Origin of the sequence: Pseudomonas sp. Leaf48 (assembly GCF_001421885.1) — a bacterium.
Lineage (GTDB): Bacteria > Pseudomonadota > Gammaproteobacteria > Pseudomonadales > Pseudomonadaceae > Aquipseudomonas.
The window spans coordinates 17,106-37,853 of sequence record NZ_LMLH01000029.1 but is presented as its reverse complement, the minus strand read 5'-3'; the positions used below and the strand labels follow the sequence as shown (position 1 = coordinate 37,853).

The window sequence follows — 20,748 nt, the reverse complement described above, 5'->3', positions numbered from 1 at the left end:
CTTTGTGGAACGGTTGCAACGTAGGGATTCAGAGCAACACCACGTCGTATTGTTCCTGGGAATACATGGTTTCTACCTGGAAGCGAATGGTGCGCCCGATAAATCCTTCCAGCTCGGCGACATTGCCCGACTCTTCATCAAGCAGGCGGTCGACGACTTTCTGGTTCGCCAATACACGATAGCCTTCCGCCTCATAGGCGCGAGCCTCCCGCAGGATTTCCCGGAAGATTTCGTAGCATATGGTTTCGGCGGTCTTGAGCTTGCCGCGGCCCTGGCAACAGCTGCATGGCTCGCACAGCACTTGCTCAAGGCTTTCGCGGGTGCGCTTGCGGGTCATCTGCACCAGGCCCAACTCGGTGATACCGATGATGTTGGTCTTGGCGTGATCGCGCTCCAGTTGCTTCTCGAGCGTGCGCAGCACCTGCCGCTGATGCTCTTCGTCTTCCATGTCGATGAAGTCGATGATGATGATGCCGCCCAGGTTGCGCAGGCGCAGCTGACGGGCAATAGCGGTGGCGGCTTCGAGATTGGTCTTGAAGATGGTTTCTTCGAGATTGCGATGACCGACGAATGCCCCGGTGTTCACGTCAATGGTAGTCATTGCCTCCGCCGGATCCACTACCAGATAGCCCCCGGACTTGAGCGGGACTTTGCGCTCGAGGGCTTTCTGGATTTCGTCTTCGACGCCGTACAGGTCGAAAATAGGCCGCTCACCCGGATAGTGCTCCAGACGATCGGCAATTTCCGGCATCAATTCGGCGACGAACTGTGTGGTTTTCTGGAAGGTTTCCCGCGAATCGATACGGATCTTCTCGATCTTCGGGCTCACCAGGTCTCGCAGGGTGCGGAGCGCCAGGCCGAGGTCTTCGTAAATCACGCTCGGTGCACTGATGGTTTTGATCTGGGCGTTGATCTGGTCCCACAGGCGGCGCAGGTAGCGGATGTCCATGAGAATTTCATCGCCCCCGGCACCTTCGGCCGCCGTGCGCAGGATGAAACCACCGGCTTCCTTGATGCCTTCCTTGGCCACGCAATCGGTGACCACTTGCTTGAGGCGCTCGCGCTCGGCTTCGTCTTCGATCTTCAGGGAAATGCCGACGTGGGCGGTGCGCGGCATATACACCAGATAACGCGACGGGATCGACAACTGAGTGGTCAGGCGCGCGCCCTTGGAGCCAATTGGGTCCTTGGTGACTTGCACCACCAGACTCTGGCCTTCGTGTACCAGCGCGCTGATGCTCTCGACTGCCGGGCCTTCACGCAGGGAAATTTCCGAAGCATGAATGAACGCGGCCCGATCAAGGCCGATGTCGACAAAAGCCGCCTGCATACCCGGCAATACCCGCACGACTTTGCCTTTGTAGATATTGCCGACGATTCCGCGTTTCTGCGTTCGCTCGACATGGACCTCTTGCAGCACACCGTTTTCGACCACCGCCACACGCGATTCCATCGGCGTGATGTTGATCAGGATCTCTTCACTCATGGCAGGGTCTCGCTCAGGCATGTTCACGATAATGGCCGCATCTTGTCAGTACGACGCTCAGCGCGCGTTAAAGGGTTTGCCAACAGGGTATGCCGAAATGGCCGAGCAACTCGAAGGTTTCGCACAGCGGCAATCCGACCACCGCCGAATAACTTCCTGCAAGCCCGGCGACGAACACTGCACCCAGGCCTTGAATACCGTAACCTCCAGCCTTGTCACGTGGCTCGCCGCTGGCCCAGTAGGCCGCCGCTTCATCGCGACTGATGTCACGAAAACGCACCTGACTGGTGATCACCCGGGATTCGCAACGCTCGCCATCGAGTACGGCAATCGCGGTCAAGACCTGATGCTCACCACCGGACAGCATCATCAGCATGGCGCATGCGTCGGCTTCATCCAGCGGTTTGCCGAGAATTTTTCCGTCGAGCACCACGGCGGTATCGGCGCCGAGCACACAAAACGGATTTTCAGACACCACAGCATCGTATCCGGCCCTGGCCTTGCCGCGCGCCAGACGCTCGACATAGGCCGGCGGGGATTCTTGATGCAAGGGGGTTTCATCGATGTCCGCACTGACAGCGGCGAACGGCACGCCGATCTGCGTGAGCAGTTCACGCCGACGCGGCGAGCCAGAGGCGAGGTACAGCTGTTTCATCGAGACATCTCCCTGTTTAGTGCCCTGCTCACCAATACTGTTCCTTTTTGGCGGCGTCACCGGTGCGGGCCAATGCCTGACCGAATCAATTGATTTTGTAGCGTCGACTTAATCCGCGCAAACCGAAACTGATCCAGGGCCACAGCAATGCGCTGACCAATGCCGGCAGCACCAACGCCAGGGTTGGCTGACGGTTGCCGGTCAAGGCGCTCAGCCATAGCTGAACCAGCTGCGCGAGGCCGAAAATCACCAGGATCACCAGGCTCTGTTGCCACATCGGGAACATGCGCAGTCGTTGCTGCAGCGCCAGCACCAGGTAAGTGATAAGGGTCAGGATCAATGCGTTCTGCCCCAGCAGCGTGCCGTACAGCACGTCTTCAGCCAGGCCCAGGCACCACGCGGTCGCCATGCCGACTTTCTGCGGCAGGGCCAGTGCCCAGAACGCCAGCAGCAAGGCCAGCCACAGCGGGCGCAGGACTTCCATGAATTGTGGCAACGGCGAAACGCTGAGCAACAGGCCGACGGCGAACGTCAGCCAGACTATCCAGCCGTTACGGGATGCTTTGACACCAGCCATTATTCTCTTCCCCCTGGAGTGGCCGGCGCGGAGACTGGCGGTTTGACAGCTGGCTTCACGACAGCGGGTGGCTTCGCCGGAGCGGCGGCAGCCGGTTTAGCCGGGGTGACTGCCGGGGCTGTAGCAGCAGGTGCAGCGGCCGGAGCGGCTGGCGTAGCCGCAGCGGCCGGACTGACCAGTTTCGGCACGGTCGCCGGAATGACCGGACCACCGCCCTGCGCGTCCAGACTTTCCTGGGCCTGGGCGGCGTCGTTGGCACGTTCTTCCGGGGTACGGGTGTCGCTGAACACCAGCAGCAGGTAACGGCTGCGGTTCAAAGCAGCGGTCGGTACGGCTCGGACGATGGCAAATGGCTGGCCGGAATCATGAATCACTTCCTTGACGGTCGCGACCGGGTAACCTGCCGGGAAACGTTGACCCAGGCCCGAGCTGACCAGCAGATCGCCTTCCTTGATGTCAGCGGTGTCCGCCACGTGGCGCAACTCCAGGCGTTCCGGGTTACCGGTGCCGCTGGCAATAGCGCGCAGACCGTTGCGGTTTACCTGTACCGGAATGCTGTGGGTGGTATCGGTCAGCAACAGGACACGGGAGGTATACGGCATCAACTCGACCACCTGCCCCATCAGGCCACGGGCATCGAGCACCGGCTGACCGAGGATCACGCCGTCGCGCTCACCCTTGTTGATGATGATGCGATGGGTGAACGGGTTGGGATCCATGCCGATCAACTCGGCCACTTCGACCTTCTCGTTGACCAGCGCGGATGAGTTGAGCAACTCGCGCAGCCGAACGTTCTGCTCGGTCAGGGCGGCAAGCTTCTGCATGCGCCCCTGCAACAGCAGGTTTTCGGTCTTGAGTTTTTCGTTTTCGGCGACGAGTTCGGTCCGGCTGCCAAACTGGCTGGCGACACCTTGCCATAGCCTCTGCGGCAGGTCGGTGATCCAGTAAGACTGCATCAATACCAGCGACATTTGGCTACGCACTGGCTTGAGCAGTGTGAAGCGGGCATCGAACACCATCAGCGCGACCGACAGCACGACCAGCACCAACAAGCGCACGCCCAGTGAGGGACCCTTGGTGAAAAGCGGTTTAATAAGCCGCTCCTCCCAGGCAAATATTTTCTTTATTCATACGGCATCAAACCGGCCTGGATGCAGAGTGACAGAAGATAAACGCCAACAGGCAGCACTGCAAAGTGCCGCCTGCGCGCTCAACAGCATAGAGGCAATCCGGCGACTTATTCGCTGGAGAGCAGATCCATGGTGTGTTTATCCATCATTTCCAATGCACGGCCACCACCGCGAGCAACGCAGGTCAGTGGGTCTTCGGCGACGATCACCGGCAGACCGGTTTCCTGGGCCAGCAACTTGTCGAGGTCACGCAGCAAGGCGCCACCACCGGTCAGCACCAGGCCACGCTCGGCGATGTCGGAAGCCAGTTCCGGCGGCGATTGCTCCAGGGCGCTTTTCACGGCTTGAACGATAGTGGCCAGGGACTCTTGCAGAGCTTCCAGCACTTCGTTGGAGTTCAGGGTGAATGCGCGTGGAACGCCTTCAGCCAGGTTACGGCCACGAACGTCGACTTCACGAACTTCGCCGCCCGGGTAGGCAGTACCGATTTCCTGCTTGATGCGCTCGGCGGTGGATTCGCCGATCAGGCTGCCGTAGTTGCGACGCACATAGGTGATGATCGCTTCGTCGAAGCGGTCGCCGCCAACCCGTACGGATTCGGCGTAAACCACACCGTTCAGGGAGATCAGCGCGATTTCAGTGGTACCACCACCGATATCCACGACCATCGAACCGCGAGCTTCCTCAACCGGCAGGCCGGCACCGATCGCAGCGGCCATTGGCTCTTCGATCAGGAACACTTCACGGGCACCGGCACCGAGGGCCGATTCACGGATGGCACGACGCTCAACCTGGGTGGATTTGCATGGAACGCAGATCAGCACACGAGGGCTGGGCTGCAGGAAGCTGTTTTCGTGAACCTTGTTGATGAAGTACTGCAGCATCTTTTCGCAGACACTGAAGTCGGCGATCACGCCGTCCTTCATCGGACGAATGGCAGCAATGTTGCCCGGCGTTCGGCCCAACATGCGCTTCGCTTCGGTGCCGACAGCTACGACACTTTTCTGGTTACCGTGTGTCCGAATAGCCACAACCGATGGCTCATTCAGGACGATACCGCGCTCGCGCACGTAAATAAGGGTGTTGGCAGTGCCCAGGTCAATGGAAAGATCGCTGGAAAACATGCCACGCAGTTTCTTGAACATGGGAAAGGGACCCTAGGCAACGCGTGGGTAAAAAAGTGCGGCAAACTCTAACAACGACAGGGATTTTGGGCAAGGCGCCAATATGTTAAATTGGCCGCTTTTCTGTGCACCAAGCCCCACAATCGCGGCCTTATGACCGTAGAAGTGCGGTAGTGTTCCGACAATCTAACACACGGACGCCGTCCGTTCTGTTTTCCACTGGAGAATCCCAATGGCGCTTGAACGCTCCGACGTGGAAAAAATCGCTCATCTGGCCTGTCTGGGCCTCAATGATGCCGATCTTCCACACATCACTTCGGCCCTAAACAGCATTCTCGGGCTGGTCGACGAAATGCAGGCGGTCAATACCGACGGTATCGAGCCGCTGGCCCACCCACTGGAAGCCAGCCAGCGCCTGCGCGCAGACGTCGTGACCGAGACCAATAACCGCGAGGCCTACCAGTCCATCGCACCAGCGGTCGAAAACGGCCTGTACCTGGTTCCGAAAGTCATCGACTAAAGGGAAAGAGCCTGCAATGCATCAATTGACTCTGGCCGAGATCGCCCGCGGACTCGCCGATAAAAAGTTTTCTTCCGAAGAGCTGACCAAGGTCCTGCTGGCGCGTATCGCCCAGCTCGATCCACAGCTCAACAGTTTCATCAGCCTCACCGAAGACCTGGCGCTGTCGCAGGCGAAAGCCGCTGACGCCCGCCGGGCCAATGGTGAGAGCGGTGCCCTGCTCGGCGCGCCGATCGCCCACAAAGACCTGTTCTGCACCCAGGGCATTCGCACCAGCTGCGGCTCGAAGATGCTCGACAACTTCAAGGCTCCGTACGACGCCACCGTCGTCGCCAAGCTGGCCGCTGCCGGGGCCGTGACCCTGGGCAAGACCAACATGGACGAATTCGCCATGGGTTCGGCCAACGAGTCGAGCTACTACGGCGCAGTGAAAAACCCGTGGAACCTGGAACACGTTCCGGGCGGTTCGTCCGGCGGTTCGGCCGCCGCGGTTGCCGCTCGTCTGTTGCCTGCCGCTACCGGCACCGACACCGGTGGCTCCATTCGTCAGCCCGCTGCGTTGACCAACCTGACTGGCCTGAAACCGACGTACGGTCGTGTTTCGCGCTGGGGCATGATCGCTTACGCCTCAAGCCTGGATCAGGGCGGACCGATGGCACGCACCGCCGAAGACTGCGCGATTTTGTTACAAGGCATGGCAGGCTTCGATGCAAACGACTCCACCAGCATCGATGAGCCGGTGCCAGACTACAGCGCCAGCCTCAACGGCTCGCTGCAAGGCCTGCGCATCGGCGTGCCGAAAGAGTATTTCAGCGCCGGTCTCGACCCGCGCATCGCCGAGCTGATCCACAACAGCGTCAAGGAGCTGGAAAAGCTCGGCGCCGTGATCAAGGAAATCAGCCTGCCGAACATGCAGCACGCGATTCCTGCGTACTACGTGATCGCCCCGGCGGAAGCTTCTTCCAACCTGTCGCGTTTCGATGGGGTGCGCTTCGGCTACCGCTGCGAGAACCCGGTCAACCTGATCGACCTGTACAAACGCTCCCGTGGCGAAGGCTTCGGCCCGGAAGTACAGCGTCGGATCATGGTCGGTGCCTACGCACTGTCCGCCGGTTACTACGACGCCTACTACCTGAAGGCGCAGAAGATCCGTCGCTTGATCAAGAACGACTTCATGGCTGCCTTCAATGAGGTCGACATCATCCTCGGCCCAACCACGCCGAACCCGGCCTGGAAGCTCGGCGCCAAGAACAGCGACCCGGTCGCTGCGTACCTGGAAGACGTCTACACCATCACCGCCAACCTCGCGGGCCTGCCGGGCCTGTCGATGCCAGCAGGTTTTGTCGACGGTCTGCCGGTCGGCGTGCAGTTGCTCGCTCCGTATTTCCAGGAAGGCCGCTTGCTCAACGTTGCGCACCAGTATCAGCTGAACACTGACTGGCACACCCGCACCCCAACCGGCTTCTGAGGAGACACACATGCAATGGGAAGTCGTGATCGGGCTGGAGATTCATACCCAGCTCACCACCCGGTCGAAAATCTTTTCCGGTAGTTCCACCACCTTCGGTTCCGAGCCGAACACCCAGGCCAGCCTGATCGACCTGGGCATGCCCGGCGTGTTGCCGGTGCTGAACCAGGAAGCTGTGCGCATGGCGGTGATGTTCGGTCTGGCGATTGACGCCGAGATCGGCCAGCACAACGTGTTCGCCCGTAAAAACTATTTCTACCCGGACCTGCCCAAGGGCTACCAGATCAGCCAGATGGAATTGCCGATCGTCGGCAAGGGCCACCTGGACATCGCCCTGGAAGACGGCACGGTCAAACGTGTCGGCATCACCCGCGCGCACCTGGAAGAAGACGCCGGCAAGAGCCTGCACGAAGAATTCAACGGTGCCAGTGGCATCGATCTGAACCGTGCCGGCACGCCGCTGCTGGAAATCGTTTCCGAGCCGGACATGCGCAGCGCCAAGGAAGCCGTGGCTTACGTCAAGGCGATCCACGCGCTGGTGCGTTACCTGGGGATTTGCGATGGCAACATGGCCGAAGGCTCGCTGCGTTGCGACTGCAACGTGTCGATCCGTCCAAAAGGCCAGGTCGAGTTTGGCACCCGCTGCGAGATCAAGAACGTCAACTCGTTCCGTTTCATCGAGAAGGCGATCAACTCCGAGATTCAGCGTCAGATCGAGCTGATCGAAGACGGCGGCAAAGTGATCCAGCAGACCCGTCTGTACGATCCTAACAAGGACGAAACCCGTCCGATGCGCAGCAAAGAGGAAGCCAACGACTACCGTTACTTCCCTGACCCGGACCTGCTGCCAGTCGTGATCGAAAGCTCGTTCCTCGACGACGTGCGCGCCACCCTGCCGGAATTGCCACCGCAAAAGCGCGAGCGCTTCCAGGAGCAGTTCGGCCTGTCGGTCTACGACGCCAGCGTTCTGGCGACCAGCCGTGAACAGGCCGACTACTTCGAGAAAGTCGCGAGCATCGGCGGCGACGCCAAGCTGGCGGCGAACTGGGTGATGGTCGAGTTGGGCAGCCTGCTCAACAAGCAAGGCCTGGACATTGAAGAGTCGCCAGTTTCGGCCGAGCAATTGGGCGGCATGCTGTTGCGCATCAAGGACAACACCATCTCCGGCAAGATCGCCAAGGTCGTGTTTGAAGCGATGGCCAACGGCGAAGGCAGCGCAGACGAGATTATCGACAAGCGCGGCCTCAAGCAGGTTACCGACACCGGCGCCATTTCGGCGGTGCTGGACGAAATGCTCGCGGCCAACGCCGAGCAGGTCGAACAATACCGCGCGGCAGATGAAGCCAAGCGCGGCAAAATGTTCGGCTTCTTTGTCGGCCAGGCCATGAAAGCCTCCAAAGGCAAGGCCAACCCGCAACAGGTCAACGAACTGCTCAAAAGCAAGCTCGAAGGCTGATGCAAATGGAGCCAGCTCTAAAATCTGGCTCCAACCCCCTGTGGGAGCAGGCTTTTGTGGCGAGGGGGCTTGCCCCCGTTGGGTTGCACAGCAATCCCGATACTTGAAAACTCGGTGTGTCAGATAGACTCCGAATGCAGGTATTGGGGCTGCTGCGCAACCCAACGGGGGCAAGCCCCCTCGCCACATTGGCTCTGTCCCACAATAGCTTCGGGAAAACCTTGAATGAAACGTCTGCTTGGCGCCTGCGCCCTCCTCTCGCTGCTGGCCGGTTGCGCCAGCACCGACACCGTCGATCCGCATGGCTACGACAAAACTGGCGTAGCCTCGTACTACGGCGCCAAACACCAAGGCAAGCGCACCGCCAGTGGCGAGCGTTTTGACAAGAATTCCATGACCGCCGCCCACCGCCAGCTACCCTTCGGTACACGGGTGAAGGTCACTAATCTGAAAAACGACAAGTCCTGTGTGGTGCGCATCAATGATCGTGGGCCGCACACCCGTGGACGTCTGATCGACCTTTCCCACGAAGCCGCCGAACGCCTGGGCATGGTCAAGAGCGGTACCGCGCGGGTTCGTGTGCAAGCCCTCGACTGATAGACGGAGCCACAACCATTTTCGGATTAGACGACCTACCCCTGATCAGCGTGATCGAATTGCTCAGCGGGCTATGCCTGCTGATAGCCGGCGCCGAACTGATGGTGCGCGCCGCCGTACGCCTGGCCGCACGCTTGCATGTGCGCCCGCTGATCATCGGCCTGACCATCGTCGCCCTCGGCAGCAGCGCCCCGCAGATGGCCGTCAGCCTGCAAGCCACCCTGGCCAACAACACCGACATCGCCGTCGGCAGCGTGATTGGCAGCAGCATTTTCAACATCCTCGTCACGCTCGGGTTGTCTGCGCTGATCATTCCCTTGCGCGTGTCCCGGCAATTGGTGCGCCTGGATATCCCACTGATGATCGGCGCCAGCCTGCTGGTGTCCATACTGGCCTGGAATGAACAACTGACCCGGACCGACGGCGTGGTGCTGCTGATAGCACTGGCGCTGTATCTGGGTCTGTTGCTGCGCCAGTCCCGGCACTCGGCGCGTCCGGTATCGAGCCAGGGACGCAACACGCAAGCACCCTGGTTCAGCAGCTTGCTGATGATCGTTGCCGGACTGGCGATGCTGGTGTACGCCGGGCACCTGCTGCTTGGGGCCGCAGTGGTGGTCGCCACCGATCTGGGGTTGTCGGAGCGCATCATTGGCCTGACCATCGTCGCAATCAGTACTTCGTTGCCCGAGCTGGCCACTTCATTGATCGCCGCACTACGTGGTCAGCGCGATATCGCCGTGGGCAACGTGATTGGCAGTAACCTGTTCAATCTTCTGGGAGTACTCGGTTTCACGGCGCTCGTGGCGCCGTCGCCATTGTCGGTGTCGCCCAATGCCCTGGATTTCGACCTGCCAGTGATGCTCGGCGTGGCAGTGCTGTGCCTGCCGTTATTTTATTCCGGCTATCGGGTGACCCGCGCCGAAGGCCTGCTGTTTCTGGGCCTGTATATGGCCTATGGGCTGCACGTGGTGTCGTTCACCACCGGCATGCCCCTGGCCGGCAAGCTTGAGCACCTGATGCTGTTTTTCGTTTTGCCGGCGCTGGTGGCGTTTTTGCTATTCACGTCACTGCGCGCCTGGCGTCGCCAACACCATAAAAAGGAATCGCCATGACCGAGCATAAAAAACCCGGCGTTGAAGTCCGCCGCCAAGTGATGGGCGACGCCTTCGTCGACCGGGCACTGGGCAATGCCACCGAGTTCACCCAGCCGCTGCAGGATTTCGTCAATGAACACGCCTGGGGTGGCGTGTGGAATCGCGAAGGCCTGCCGCTGAAGACCCGCAGCCTGATCACCCTCGCCGCCTTGACCGCACTCAAATGCCCGCAAGAGTTGAAAGGTCACGTGCGCGGTGCGCTGAACAACGGTTGCACCGTGGACGAGATTCGCGAGGCGCTGCTGCATTGCGCAGTGTATGCAGGCGTGCCGGCGGCGATCGATGCGTTTCGGGCGGCGCAGGAAGTGATTGATAGTTACCAACAACCCACGTGAGTCATTGGGATTCCGGTTGCCTGATCTGACGCCTTCGCGGGCAAGCCCGCTCCCACAGGTTCCTATGTGGTTCTGAAATTTAATTCACACAAAAGAACCCTGTGGGAGCGGGCTTGCCCGCGAAGAGGCCCGAGAGCACACCACAACACTGCCAGTCAGATCCACCCACCCCACTGCAACAAAAAGATCCCGATATTGGTCGTCACCGCCGCCATCAACGTGGTGATGACGATAATCGCCGCCGCCAGCTCATGATTGCCATCCGCCGCCCGCGCCATGACAAAACTGGCTGCGGCGGTCGGGCTGCCGAAGTACAGGAACAGAATCCCCAGTTCCGCCCCGCGAAAGCCCCATAACCATGCGCCCAGCGTCGCCAGTATCGGCAATCCGAGCATTTTCACCAGGCTGGAACTGAGCGCCATCTTGCCGCTTTTGCGCAGCGCCGCCAGTGACAGCGTGCCGCCGATGCAGATCAGCGCCAGCGGCAAAGTGGTTTGCGCCAGGTATTGGCCGGACGTTTCCAGCCACCCAGGCAAGCCGATCTGGAAATAGGCGAACGGGGCAGCGGCAATCACGCTGATGATCAGCGGATTGCTGAAAACACTTTTGCAGATGCTCCAGGGATCGGACTTGATCACCGGGCTGTATACCGCCAGGACGATGGTCGAAAGCGTGTTGTAGAACAGAATCACCAGCGCCGCGAGAATCGCCCCGAGGGAAATACCGTAGTCGCCGTACATGCTCGCTGCCAGCGCCAGGCCGATCACACCGTTGTTGCCGCGAAAGGCCCCCTGGGTATAAATCCCCCGATCCTCCCGCGGGCACTTGAAAATCGCCCAGCCCCAGGCGATGGCAAAGCACACCAGGGTCGCCAGAGAGAAGTAGATCAGCAGAGCCGGTTGCAGCGCGGCGTGCAGGTCGGCATGCAGGATGCCCAGAAACAGCAGCGCCGGCATGGTGACGTTGAACACCAGGGACGACGCGGTGTGGATGAAGTTGTCGTTGATCCAGTCGATGCGTTTGAGCAACACACCGAGAAACAGCATGGCGAACACCGGGGCGGTGATGTTCAGGGTTTCGAGGAAAATTGCCAGCATGCCGGAGGGAACCTTGAAGGTGTCGTTAGTTGGCTAATGATAAGCCACCAAGGACTTCGGCGTCTGGGAGATCGCCTTCGCGAGCAAGCCCGCTCCCACATTTGATCGCATTCGCGCAGGCTACATGCGGTCGAATGTGGGAGCGGGCTTGCTCGCGAAGCAGACGACGCGGTATCAGGTAATCGGCGCCGGATTGAACAACGTGATGTCGTTATGCAGCTTGTGCTTTTCAGCCCAGGTCTGCTGCTTGCCGCTGGCCACATCCAGGTAGTAGTGAAACAGCTCCCAGCCAAGCTCTTCGATGGATGCGCGCCCGGTGGCAATGCGCCCGGCGTCGATATCAATCAGATCAGGCCAGCGCTGCGCCAGTTCGGTCCGGGTCGACACTTTCACCACCGGCGCCATGGCCAGTCCATAAGGCGTACCGCGCCCCGTGGTGAACACATGCAGGTTCATCCCCGCCGCCAGTTGCAACGTACCGCAGACAAAGTCGCTGGCCGGGGTCGCACAAAAGATCAGGCCTTTTTCCTTGAACCGCTCGCCAGGGCCGAGCACGCCGTTGATCGCGCTGCTGCCGGACTTTACGATCGAGCCCAGGGACTTCTCGACAATGTTCGACAACCCGCCCTTCTTGTTGCCTGGCGTGGTGTTGGCGCTGCGATCGGCCTCACCCTTGGCCAGGTAACGGTCGTACCAGTCCATTTCCCGCACCAGTTCCCGGGCAACCTCCTCGGTTTGAGCGCGGGAGGTCAGCAGGTAAATCGCATCGCGCACTTCGGTGACTTCGGAAAACATCACTGTCGCGCCAGCCCGCAGCAGCAGGTCCGAGGCATAACCGAGCGCCGGGTTGGCGGTAATTCCGGAGAACGCATCGCTGCCGCCGCACTGCATACCGAGAATCAGCTCGGACGCCGGCACGGTTTCCCGGCGACGCTGATCGAGCTTCTTCAAACGGGTCTCGGCCAGTTCCATGATCTGCTCGATCATTTCGCTGAAACCGTGGCTGGAATCCTGCAAGCGGTACAGCCATGGCTCGCTGAGATCCACCGAACTGTCGTTCTCGTGCATCACCTGCCCGGCCTGCAATTTTTCGCAGCCCAGGCTGATCACCAGGGCTTCACCGCCCAGGTTCGGGTTGCGTGCCAGGTTGCGCACGGTACGGATCGGGATGTACGCATCGGTGGCGGTGATTGCCACACCACAGCCGTAGCTGTGGGTCAGCGCCACCACGTCATCGACGTGCGGATACCTGGGCAGTAACTCGTCCTTGATGCGCTTGACCGCATGATCCAGTACGCCGGTCACGCATTGCACAGTGGTGGTAATGCCGAGGATGTTCCGTGTACCGACAGTGCCATCGGCATTGCGATACCCCTCGAAGGTAAAGCCCTCAAGCGCTGCCTGCGTGGCCGGCACTTCGGTGGACAGCGGCAGGCTGTCCAGTGGTGGTGCGGTCGGCATGCGCAGTTGATCTTCCTTGACCCAACTGCCACGGGGAATCGGCTGCAGAGCGTAGCCAATGACCTGACCGTAACGAATCACCTGGCCACCTTCGGGAATGTCTTGCAGGGTGACTTTATGGCTCTGTGGCACGAAGTCAACGGTGACCAGGCCATCGGAAAACTCGGTACCGGCCGGTACGCCCTGGTCGTTGACCACGATCACCACGTTGTCCCGTTCGTGCAGGCGGATGTAGCGCGGCGAGTCGGAATGTTCAATCAACTGCATGACGCCGCTCCTCAGGAATGCGCTTGAGACAATTTGTTGTTGATTTCAGGACCGCGCACCGGTGGCTCTTTAAGCACCACACGTTTGATCGGACCTACGATGACCAGATAGCTGAACACTGCCACCAGCGCGTTGCAACCGACAAATACCAGCGCCCATTTGAACGAACCCGTGGAGCTGATGATGTAGCCGATGACGATCGGGGTGGTGATCGAAGCGATGTTGCCAAAGGTGTTGAACAGGCCACCACTGAGACCGGCGATCTGTTTTGGCGAAGTGTCGGACACCACCGCCCAACCCAATGCGCCCACGCCTTTGCCGAAGAACGCCAGGGCCATGAAGCCGACGACCATCCATTCAACGTCCACGTAGTTGCAGGCCACGATGCTGCTCGATACCAGCAAACCAGCGATGATCGGCGCCTTGCGGGCGAAAGTCAGGGAATGGCCTTTGCGCAGCAGATAGTCGGAAATCACCCCGCCGAGCACACCGCCGATGAAACCGCAGATCGCTGGTAAAGAGGCGATGAAACCGGCCTTGAGGATGGTCATGCCGCGTTCCTGTACCAGGTACACCGGGAACCAGGTCAGGAAGAAGTAAGTGATACCGTTGATGCAGTACTGGCCCAGATACACGCCGAGCATCATGCGGTTGGTCAGCAACTGGCGGATGTAGTCCCACTTCGGACCGTCGCCCTTTTTGCCTTTGCCCTTGTCCTGGTCCATGTCGACCATGCCGCCGTTGTCGGCAATGTGCTTGAACTCGGCATCGTTGATCATCGGGTGCTGACGCGGGCTGTAGATCACCTTCAGCCAGATACCCGAGAAGATGATGCCGATCACGCCCATGACGATGAACACGTGCTGCCAGCCGAAGCTGTAGACGATCCAGCCCATCAACGGTGCGAACAATACAGTGGCGAAGTATTGCGCCGAATTGAAAATCGCCGAGGCGGTGCCGCGTTCAGCGGTCGGGAACCAGGCCGCGACAATGCGTGCGTTACCGGGGAAGGATGGCGCTTCGGCCAGACCCACGAGGAAGCGCAGCATGAACAGTGCGACCACCGCTGTGGACATGCCGAACTCACCGACATAGCCCTGCAACACGGTGAAGAGTGACCAGGTAAAAATGCTCAGTGCGTAGATTTTTTTCGAACCGAAACGGTCCAGCAGCCAGCCACCAGGAATCTGCCCGGCCACGTAGGCCCAGCCGAATGCGGAGAAGATGTAGCCAAGGGTAACGGCGTCGATGCCGAGGTCTTTTTGCAGGCTGGAGCCCGCAATAGCGATGGTCGCCCGGTCGGCGTAGTTGATCGTGGTCACCAGGAAAAGCATGAGCAGGATCAAATAGCGGACGTGAGTCGGCTTTTGGGTCGATTGCATGTAGATGTACTCCCACAAATTATTTTTATGCGCGGGTGAATCTGTTACTGCTCCCTGTAGGAGCGAGCCTGCTGGCGATGGTGGTCAACGATGACGCGGGGCATCAGGTTTACCGCCGCGACCTCAAGACCATCGCGAGCACGCTCGCTCCTACAGGGTTTTGCGTTTACGAGCCGATGTAGCTGGTTTTCACGACCGTGTAGAACTCTTGCGCATAGCGACCTTGCTCACGTGATCCATAGGATGAACCTTTACGCCCACCGAACGGAACGTGGTAATCCACACCGGCGGTCGGCAGGTTGACCATCACCATCCCGGCCTGGGAGTGGCGCTTGAAGTGGTTGGCGTATTTCAGCGACGTGGTGGCAATGCCCGCCGACAGACCGAATTCGGTGTCGTTGGCCATAGCCAGCGCGGCTTCGTAGTCAGCCACGCGAACCACATTGGCCACCGGGCCGAAGATTTCTTCGCGGCTGATACGCATCGCAGCTTCACTGTCGGCAAACAGGGTCGGCGCGAGGAAGTAGCCTTCGGTATCGCAGGTCACCAGGCTACCGCCACTGACCAGGCGAGCACCTTCGGACTGGCCGATGTCGATGTACTTCATGTCCTGTTCAAGCTGGGCCTGGGACACCACTGGGCCGATGTCGGTGCCGGTTTTCAGCGCGTGGCCAACCTTGATCGACTTCATGCGCTCGGCCATGGCTTCGACGAACTGGTCGTGAATCCCGGCGGTGACGATGAAGCGGCTCGAGGCGGTGCAACGCTGGCCGGTGGAGTAGAACGCGCTCTGCACCGACAACTCGACCGCTTGCTTGAGGTCGGCATCGTCGAGAATGATCTGCGGGTTCTTGCCGCCCATTTCCAGCTGGACCTTGGCCTGGCGCGATACGCAGTTGATGGCGATCTGACGACCGACGCCAACGGAACCGGTGAAGCTGATGCCGTCGACTTTCGGGCTTTGGACCAGGGCATCGCCCACCACGCGACCGCTGCCCATCACCAGGTTGAACACACCGGCCGGAAAGCCTGCGCGGGAGATGATTTCAGCCAGGGCCCAGGCACAACCTGGAACCAGGTCCGCGGGTTTCAGCACGACGCAGTTGCCGTAGGCCAGGGCCGGGGCGATTTTCCACGCCGGGATCGCAATCGGGAAGTTCCACGGGGTGATCAGACCGACCACGCCCAGGGCTTCGCGGGTGACTTCAACGTTGACGCCCGGGCGCACCGACGGCAGGTAATCGCCGGACAGGCGCAGGCATTCACCGGCGAAGAATTTGAAGATGTTGCCGGCGCGGGTTACTTCGCCGATAGCTTCGGGCAGGGTCTTGCCCTCTTCCCGGGCCAGCAGGGTGCCGAGTTCTTCGCGACGGGCGAGGATTTCAGTACCGACTTTATCCAGCGAATCATGACGCGCCTGAATGCCGGAAGTCGACCATGCCGGGAACGCGGCGCGGGCAGCGTCGATGGCTGCGTGGACCTGAGCCAGGTCAGCCTTGGCGTAATCGCCAATGGTGTCAGTCAGTTCGGACGGGTTGATGTTGGCCGAATAGTCGCCACCGGCAACCCATTCGCCGTTGATGTAGTTATCGAAACGCTTTGCATCTGCCACGGAAATTTCTCCTCACGCAAAAGGCCGCTGATCACTCAGCGGCCTTAATTAATCGGTGTGTTACTGCGCACCCTGCTTGTCGATCAGCGCGGCGAGCATTTCGTACTCTTCGCCGGTCAGATCGGTCAGTGGCGCACGCACGGGACCGGCGTCATAGCCGGCAATTTTTGCCCCGGCCTTGACGATGCTCACGGCGTAGCCGGCCTTGCGGTTACGGATGTCCAGGTACGGCAGGAAGAAGTCGTCGATGATCTTGCCGACGGTGGCGTGATCTTCGCGAGCGATGGCGTGGTAGAAATCCATCGCGGTTTTCGGGATGAAGTTGAACACCGCCGAGGAGTAGACCGGTACGCCCAAAGCCTTGTAGGCAGCGGCGTAGACTTCGGCGGTCGGCAGGCCACCCAGGTAGCTGAAGCGATCACCGAGGCGGCGGCGGATCGACACCATCAATTCGATATCGCCCAGGCCATCCTTGTAGCCGATCAGGTTCGGGCAGCGCTCGGCCAGGCGTTCCAGCAGCGGCGCGGTCAGGCGGCAGACGTTACGGTTGTAGACCACGACGCCGATGCTGACCGACTTGCACACCGCTTCAACGTGGGCGGCAACGCCGTCCTGGCTGGCTTCGGTCAGGTAGTGCGGCAGCAGCAACAGGCCTTTGGCGCCCAGGCGCTCGGCTTCCTGTGCATATTCGATGGCCTGGCGAGTAGAACCGCCAACGCCGGCCAGAATCGGCACGCTGGTCGCGCAGGTGTCGACCGCAGTCTTGATGATTTCCGAATATTCGCTGGCCGCCAGAGAGAAGAACTCGCCGGTACCGCCTGCGGCGAACAGAGCCGAGGCGCCGTATGGGGCCAGCCATTCGAGACGCTTGATGTAACCCGCGCGATTGAAGTCGCCCTGGGCATTGAAATCGGTGACCGGGAAAGACAGCAGACCGGAAGAGAGGATGGACTTCAGTTCTTGTGGATTCATTATTCGAACACCCTGGGTTGCGACGTTATGTGTGAGAAAACCGTTCAGCCTGCGCTGAAGTTGTAGGTCATCGTACAACTTAAAAAATAACCGTCAACTGCATTTCATCGACAGGGGTGAAAATTTTGGACAAGGGGCCGTCGACCGACCGCTGCGAGGGGGATGCTATTGGCGTGAGAGAGGCTGCTGCTTCGACGCAAACCTACACAGGACATACGTTGTCCTAAGAGCAGATAGCTCCAGGCCCTGAGGAGAGAACGAGGCACCCAGCACCACTCGTCGAAACTGTTATTTCTTACAGTTTCGACGAAGGCCATGTGGCGCGATAACGCTCTGGTGAACCGCAAACACTACGGCTCAATCGTCGCTTAAGGAGACATCTCATGGCACTTCCCGCCCCCAGTATCAAAGGATTCACCGATGTTGTATCGCTGTCGAAACTAAAGGATCCAGTGGATCTCAGCATCCCGAATGAAGCTGACATACCAACGATGAATGATGTCTTTGCGATACTGGGGAAAAGTCAAGAAACCCCGGACTGGCGCGGCGCCAGGGTTCAGGTGGGACAATGGAACGAAGAAATTGAAGACATTGAAAGAGTGAGGAACCTGAGCGTACCAATCCCCAAGAAAGAGCTGGAGAAGTACCTGAACGGGTCAGTGAGCCTGAGCTACCAAACCAGCGGAGAGTCGGACTTGGCAATCAGCTCGGCTCAGCTCGAGGTGCGGATCGAACCCTGACGCCCCGCCAGACCCTTTTTTGGCATCAGCCGCGCTGCGCCTCAGCCTCTTCGTGGGCTTGGCGCAGCCGCTCGCGGCTGTTGGTCAGGTGCAGGCGCATGGCTGCACGCGCAGCATCGGAGTCTTGGCGGGCAATCGCGTCGTAGATCTCTTCGTGCTCACGACTCAGGCGATTCATGTAGTGCTGCTGGTCGTCATGGGCCAGTCGCGCAGAGTTGAGGCGGGTGCGCGGGATGATGCTGGTGCCCAGGTGGGTCATGATGTCGGTGAAGTAGCGGTTGCCGGTCGCCAGGGCAATTTGCAGGTGGAACTGGAAGTCCGAAGCCACGGCATCGCTGGCGTGGGAAACGCTTTCATTCAGCGCGTCCAGTGCCGCGCGCATCAACGCCAGCTGCTCGGGGCCGCGGCGTTGCGCTGCCAGACCTGCAGACTCCACTTCGAGGCTGATACGCAGCTCGAGAATCGCCAGCACATCGCGCAAGGTGACCACTGTCGCCGGGTCGATACGGAAACCGCTCGGGCTCGGGGTGTCGAGCACAAAGGTGCCGATGCCATGGCGGGTTTCCACCTGCCCGGCCGCCTGCAAACGGGATATCGCTTCGCGCACGACCGTCCGGCTGACGCCATGGGCATCCATGATCGCCGATTCGGTGGGCAATTTGTCGCCACGTTTGAGCTGCCCGTCGCGGATCTGCTCGGACAGCACCGTCACCAGTTCCTGAGCGAGGCTGCGGCGCTTGCGAGGGAGGCGTGGTACGGCGTTCGGGTTTTCCATGGTGAACATCTGTCTCGAAAGAATCGGCTGAAAGTGCATCATAGCTCAAGCGGGTTGTACGATCACCACCGTCCCTTGCAGGAGCTGGCTTGTGGTGAGGGGGCTTGTGGGAACGCCGCATCGCCACAAATCGCGAACAAGAGTGGCTACGCAGTCACGGCCTGATCCACCAGATGGCCATTCTCGATGCGGATGTGCCTTGGATGGAAACGCTTGAGGCTGCTGCGATGACCAACGCTGACAATACTCAGCCCCGGCAACTCATCAATCAGAGCCTGATACAGCGAAGCCTCGTCTTCTTCATCCATAGCCGACGTCGCTTCATCCATGTATAGCCACTGCGGCGCGTACAGCAGAGCCCGGGCAAAGGCCAGGCGTTGCTGCTCACCCGGCGACAACATGCGCTGCCAGTGGTTGGCTTCATCCAGGCGTGCCACCAGATGCGGCAAACGGCAGGTTTCCAGCACTTGGACGTAACGCTCTTGCGGGTAGGTTTCGCCGGGCTGTGGATAACTCAGCGCCTCTCGCAGTGTGCCAATGGGCAGATAGGGTTTTTGCGGCAGGAACAGGTAGCGCGCCGCCGGTAATCGAATGCTTCCGTGCCCCGTCGGCCAAAGGTGCCCCATCGCGCGCAGCAAGGTGGACTTGCCGCTGCCGGAACGGCCGCTGAGCATGACGCGCTCGCCCTCTTGCACGGTCATGTCGGCGCTGGTCAGCAAGTGACGACCGTCAGCCAGATCAAGACCCAAGTCATGCACCTTCAACACCGAGCCCGTGTTTTTCACGTCGATGGCCGGTGCACGCTGCTCGTTGTCGGTCATGGCCTGACGGAAGCTGAGCAGACGATCGCAGGTGGCACGCCACGAGGCGAGGTTCTGGTAGGCGGTGATAAACCAGCTGAAACTGTCCTGGACATTGCCGAACGCCGAGCTGATTTGCATCAGTTCACCGAGCTCGATCTTGCCGGCGAGGTAGCGTGGCGCGGCAACCATGAAAGGGAAAATGACTGCGGCCTGTTCGTAACCGGAAGTGAAGAAGGTGAGACGCTTGGACACTTTCATGATGTCCCAGAAATTATGCCAGACCATGCCGAAGCGGCTGCTCAATCGGCGATTCTCGTTCGGCTCGCCGTTGTACAACGCGATGCTTTCGGCATTCTCGCGGACCCGCACCAGGGAGAAACGCAGGTCGGCTTCGAAGCGTTGTTGCCGGTTGTTCAGGCCGATCAAGCGGCGCCCGATCAAATGCGTCAGCCAACTGCCCAGCACCGCGTAAACCAGTACGCACCAGAACATGTAGCCGGGAATGGTCACACCGAACACTTCGATGCTCCCCGACACCCCCCAGAGGATGATCGAGAACGACACGAGGCTGACGACGTTGCGCAGCAGGCCAATGCCCAGGCTCAAGGTATCGGAGGTGAAATTATTGAGGTCTTCGGAAATCCGCTGATCGGGGTTATCGGTGTAACCGCCCTGCTCCAGCCGGTAGTAATTCTTGTCGTCGAGCCAGCGAGTGAAGTGTTTTTCGGTGAGCCACGCCCGCCAGCGGATCGTCAGCATCTGCGTCAGGTAGAGCCGGTATACCGCACCGACAATCGCCACCGCGGCAATCCCGCAGAAATACAGAATAAGCCGCCAGAAGGCCGCCTCGTCTTTTTGCTGCAGGGCGTTGTAGAAATCCTTGTACCAGGTGTTGAACCACACCGAGATCCCCACGCTGATCAGCGACAGCGCAATCACAGCGATCAGCAAGGTCCAGGCCTTGCCCTTTTCTTCACTTCGCCAGTAAGGCGTGATCATCGCCCACACTTTGCGAAAAAACTGCCCGCGCACAGCATCGTTGACCGCGGAGTACTCAGCGTTCTGATTCATGGAAAAGGCTCGATAGAGAAAAGTACACGCACGAACCGATCATAGATGATCGGTTCGGTTTGTCGC

19 protein-coding genes are annotated in these 20,748 nt (G+C 59.9%); 7 read left to right on the top strand and 12 right to left on the bottom strand.

Annotated features, from left to right (window positions below):
* Positions 1 to 28: 28 nt before the first annotated feature.
* The 5 genes from rng to mreB all read right to left on the bottom strand — a co-directional run bounded on the left by rng (position 29) and on the right by mreB (position 4,993).
* Entirely contained in the window at positions 29 to 1,486 is a 1,458-nt protein-coding gene (rng, locus tag ASE98_RS19520) for a ribonuclease G (protein ID WP_060542970.1), read from the bottom strand.
* A gap of 67 nt (positions 1,487 to 1,553) precedes the next feature.
* On the bottom strand, positions 1,554 to 2,141 hold the full coding sequence (locus ASE98_RS19515) for a Maf family protein (protein WP_060542969.1): 588 nt from the start codon (positions 2,139 to 2,141) through the stop codon (positions 1,554 to 1,556).
* 85 nt (positions 2,142 to 2,226) lie between these two features.
* The gene (mreD, locus tag ASE98_RS19510; RefSeq protein ID WP_060542968.1) at positions 2,227 to 2,718 is read right to left on the bottom strand and encodes a rod shape-determining protein MreD; all 492 of its coding nucleotides are present in this window, start codon (positions 2,716 to 2,718) and stop codon (positions 2,227 to 2,229) included.
* A complete protein-coding gene (gene mreC / locus ASE98_RS19505) occupies positions 2,718 to 3,812 on the bottom strand; it encodes a rod shape-determining protein MreC (RefSeq protein ID WP_082457587.1) in 1,095 nt (364 codons plus the stop codon). Before mreC ends, mreD begins: the two co-directional genes overlap by 1 nt.
* A 143-nt stretch (positions 3,813 to 3,955) precedes the next feature.
* Complete coding sequence (gene mreB, locus ASE98_RS19500; protein ID WP_002555108.1) at positions 3,956 to 4,993, bottom strand: rod shape-determining protein MreB; 1,038 nt, start codon at positions 4,991 to 4,993, stop codon at positions 3,956 to 3,958.
* Positions 4,994 to 5,204: 211 nt separating this feature from the next.
* On the opposite strand from mreB, the gene gatC reads away from it, so the two are divergent.
* From gatC to ASE98_RS19470, 6 genes are all read left to right on the top strand, one after another.
* Entirely contained in the window at positions 5,205 to 5,492 is a 288-nt protein-coding gene (gene gatC / locus ASE98_RS19495; protein ID WP_007976465.1) for an Asp-tRNA(Asn)/Glu-tRNA(Gln) amidotransferase subunit GatC, read from the top strand.
* A gap of 16 nt (positions 5,493 to 5,508) precedes the next feature.
* On the top strand, positions 5,509 to 6,960 hold the full coding sequence (gatA, locus tag ASE98_RS19490; RefSeq protein WP_060542966.1) for an Asp-tRNA(Asn)/Glu-tRNA(Gln) amidotransferase subunit GatA: 1,452 nt from the start codon (positions 5,509 to 5,511) through the stop codon (positions 6,958 to 6,960).
* A gap of 10 nt (positions 6,961 to 6,970) precedes the next feature.
* On the top strand, positions 6,971 to 8,416 hold the full coding sequence (gene gatB / locus ASE98_RS19485; RefSeq protein ID WP_060542965.1) for an Asp-tRNA(Asn)/Glu-tRNA(Gln) amidotransferase subunit GatB: 1,446 nt from the start codon (positions 6,971 to 6,973) through the stop codon (positions 8,414 to 8,416).
* A 225-nt stretch (positions 8,417 to 8,641) separates the two neighbouring features.
* Positions 8,642 to 9,013, top strand: coding sequence for a septal ring lytic transglycosylase RlpA family protein (locus ASE98_RS19480; protein WP_060542964.1), 372 nt, complete (start codon positions 8,642 to 8,644; stop codon positions 9,011 to 9,013).
* A 50-nt stretch (positions 9,014 to 9,063) separates the two neighbouring features.
* The gene (locus ASE98_RS19475; RefSeq protein ID WP_060542963.1) at positions 9,064 to 10,125 is read left to right on the top strand and encodes a calcium/sodium antiporter; all 1,062 of its coding nucleotides are present in this window, start codon (positions 9,064 to 9,066) and stop codon (positions 10,123 to 10,125) included.
* Complete coding sequence (locus ASE98_RS19470; protein ID WP_060542962.1) at positions 10,122 to 10,502, top strand: carboxymuconolactone decarboxylase family protein; 381 nt, start codon at positions 10,122 to 10,124, stop codon at positions 10,500 to 10,502. Before ASE98_RS19475 ends, ASE98_RS19470 begins: the two co-directional genes overlap by 4 nt.
* Before the next feature lie 155 nt (positions 10,503 to 10,657).
* On the opposite strand, the gene ASE98_RS19465 is transcribed toward ASE98_RS19470, so the two are convergent.
* The 5 genes from ASE98_RS19465 to kdgD all read right to left on the bottom strand — a co-directional run bounded on the left by ASE98_RS19465 (position 10,658) and on the right by kdgD (position 17,293).
* A complete protein-coding gene (locus ASE98_RS19465) occupies positions 10,658 to 11,599 on the bottom strand; it encodes an AEC family transporter (protein WP_060542961.1) in 942 nt (313 codons plus the stop codon).
* Between the two features lie 174 nt (positions 11,600 to 11,773).
* A complete protein-coding gene (gene garD, locus ASE98_RS19460; RefSeq protein ID WP_060542960.1) occupies positions 11,774 to 13,327 on the bottom strand; it encodes a galactarate dehydratase in 1,554 nt (517 codons plus the stop codon).
* Between the two features lie 11 nt (positions 13,328 to 13,338).
* Positions 13,339 to 14,709 (bottom strand): MFS transporter, encoded by a 1,371-nt coding sequence (locus ASE98_RS19455; RefSeq protein ID WP_060542959.1) that lies wholly within the window; start codon positions 14,707 to 14,709, stop codon positions 13,339 to 13,341.
* A 166-nt stretch (positions 14,710 to 14,875) separates the two neighbouring features.
* Positions 14,876 to 16,321 (bottom strand): aldehyde dehydrogenase family protein, encoded by a 1,446-nt coding sequence (locus tag ASE98_RS19450; RefSeq protein WP_060542958.1) that lies wholly within the window; start codon positions 16,319 to 16,321, stop codon positions 14,876 to 14,878.
* Positions 16,322 to 16,381: 60 nt separating this feature from the next.
* Positions 16,382 to 17,293, bottom strand: a complete 912-nt coding sequence (kdgD, locus tag ASE98_RS19445) for a 5-dehydro-4-deoxyglucarate dehydratase (protein ID WP_060542957.1) — start codon at positions 17,291 to 17,293, stop codon at positions 16,382 to 16,384.
* Positions 17,294 to 17,676: 383 nt separating this feature from the next.
* Here kdgD and ASE98_RS19440 point away from each other — a divergent pair, with 383 nt between their 5' ends.
* A complete protein-coding gene (locus tag ASE98_RS19440; protein ID WP_060542956.1) occupies positions 17,677 to 18,033 on the top strand; it encodes a hypothetical protein in 357 nt (118 codons plus the stop codon).
* 25 nt (positions 18,034 to 18,058) lie between these two features.
* On the opposite strand, the gene ASE98_RS19435 is transcribed toward ASE98_RS19440, so the two are convergent.
* Together ASE98_RS19435 and ASE98_RS19430 are read right to left on the bottom strand one after the other, a co-directional pair.
* Positions 18,059 to 18,808, bottom strand: a complete 750-nt coding sequence (locus tag ASE98_RS19435) for a FadR/GntR family transcriptional regulator (RefSeq protein ID WP_177336987.1) — start codon at positions 18,806 to 18,808, stop codon at positions 18,059 to 18,061.
* Between the two features lie 146 nt (positions 18,809 to 18,954).
* The gene (locus tag ASE98_RS19430; RefSeq protein ID WP_060542955.1) at positions 18,955 to 20,682 is read right to left on the bottom strand and encodes an ABC transporter ATP-binding protein/permease; all 1,728 of its coding nucleotides are present in this window, start codon (positions 20,680 to 20,682) and stop codon (positions 18,955 to 18,957) included.
* Positions 20,683 to 20,748 lie beyond the last annotated feature (66 nt).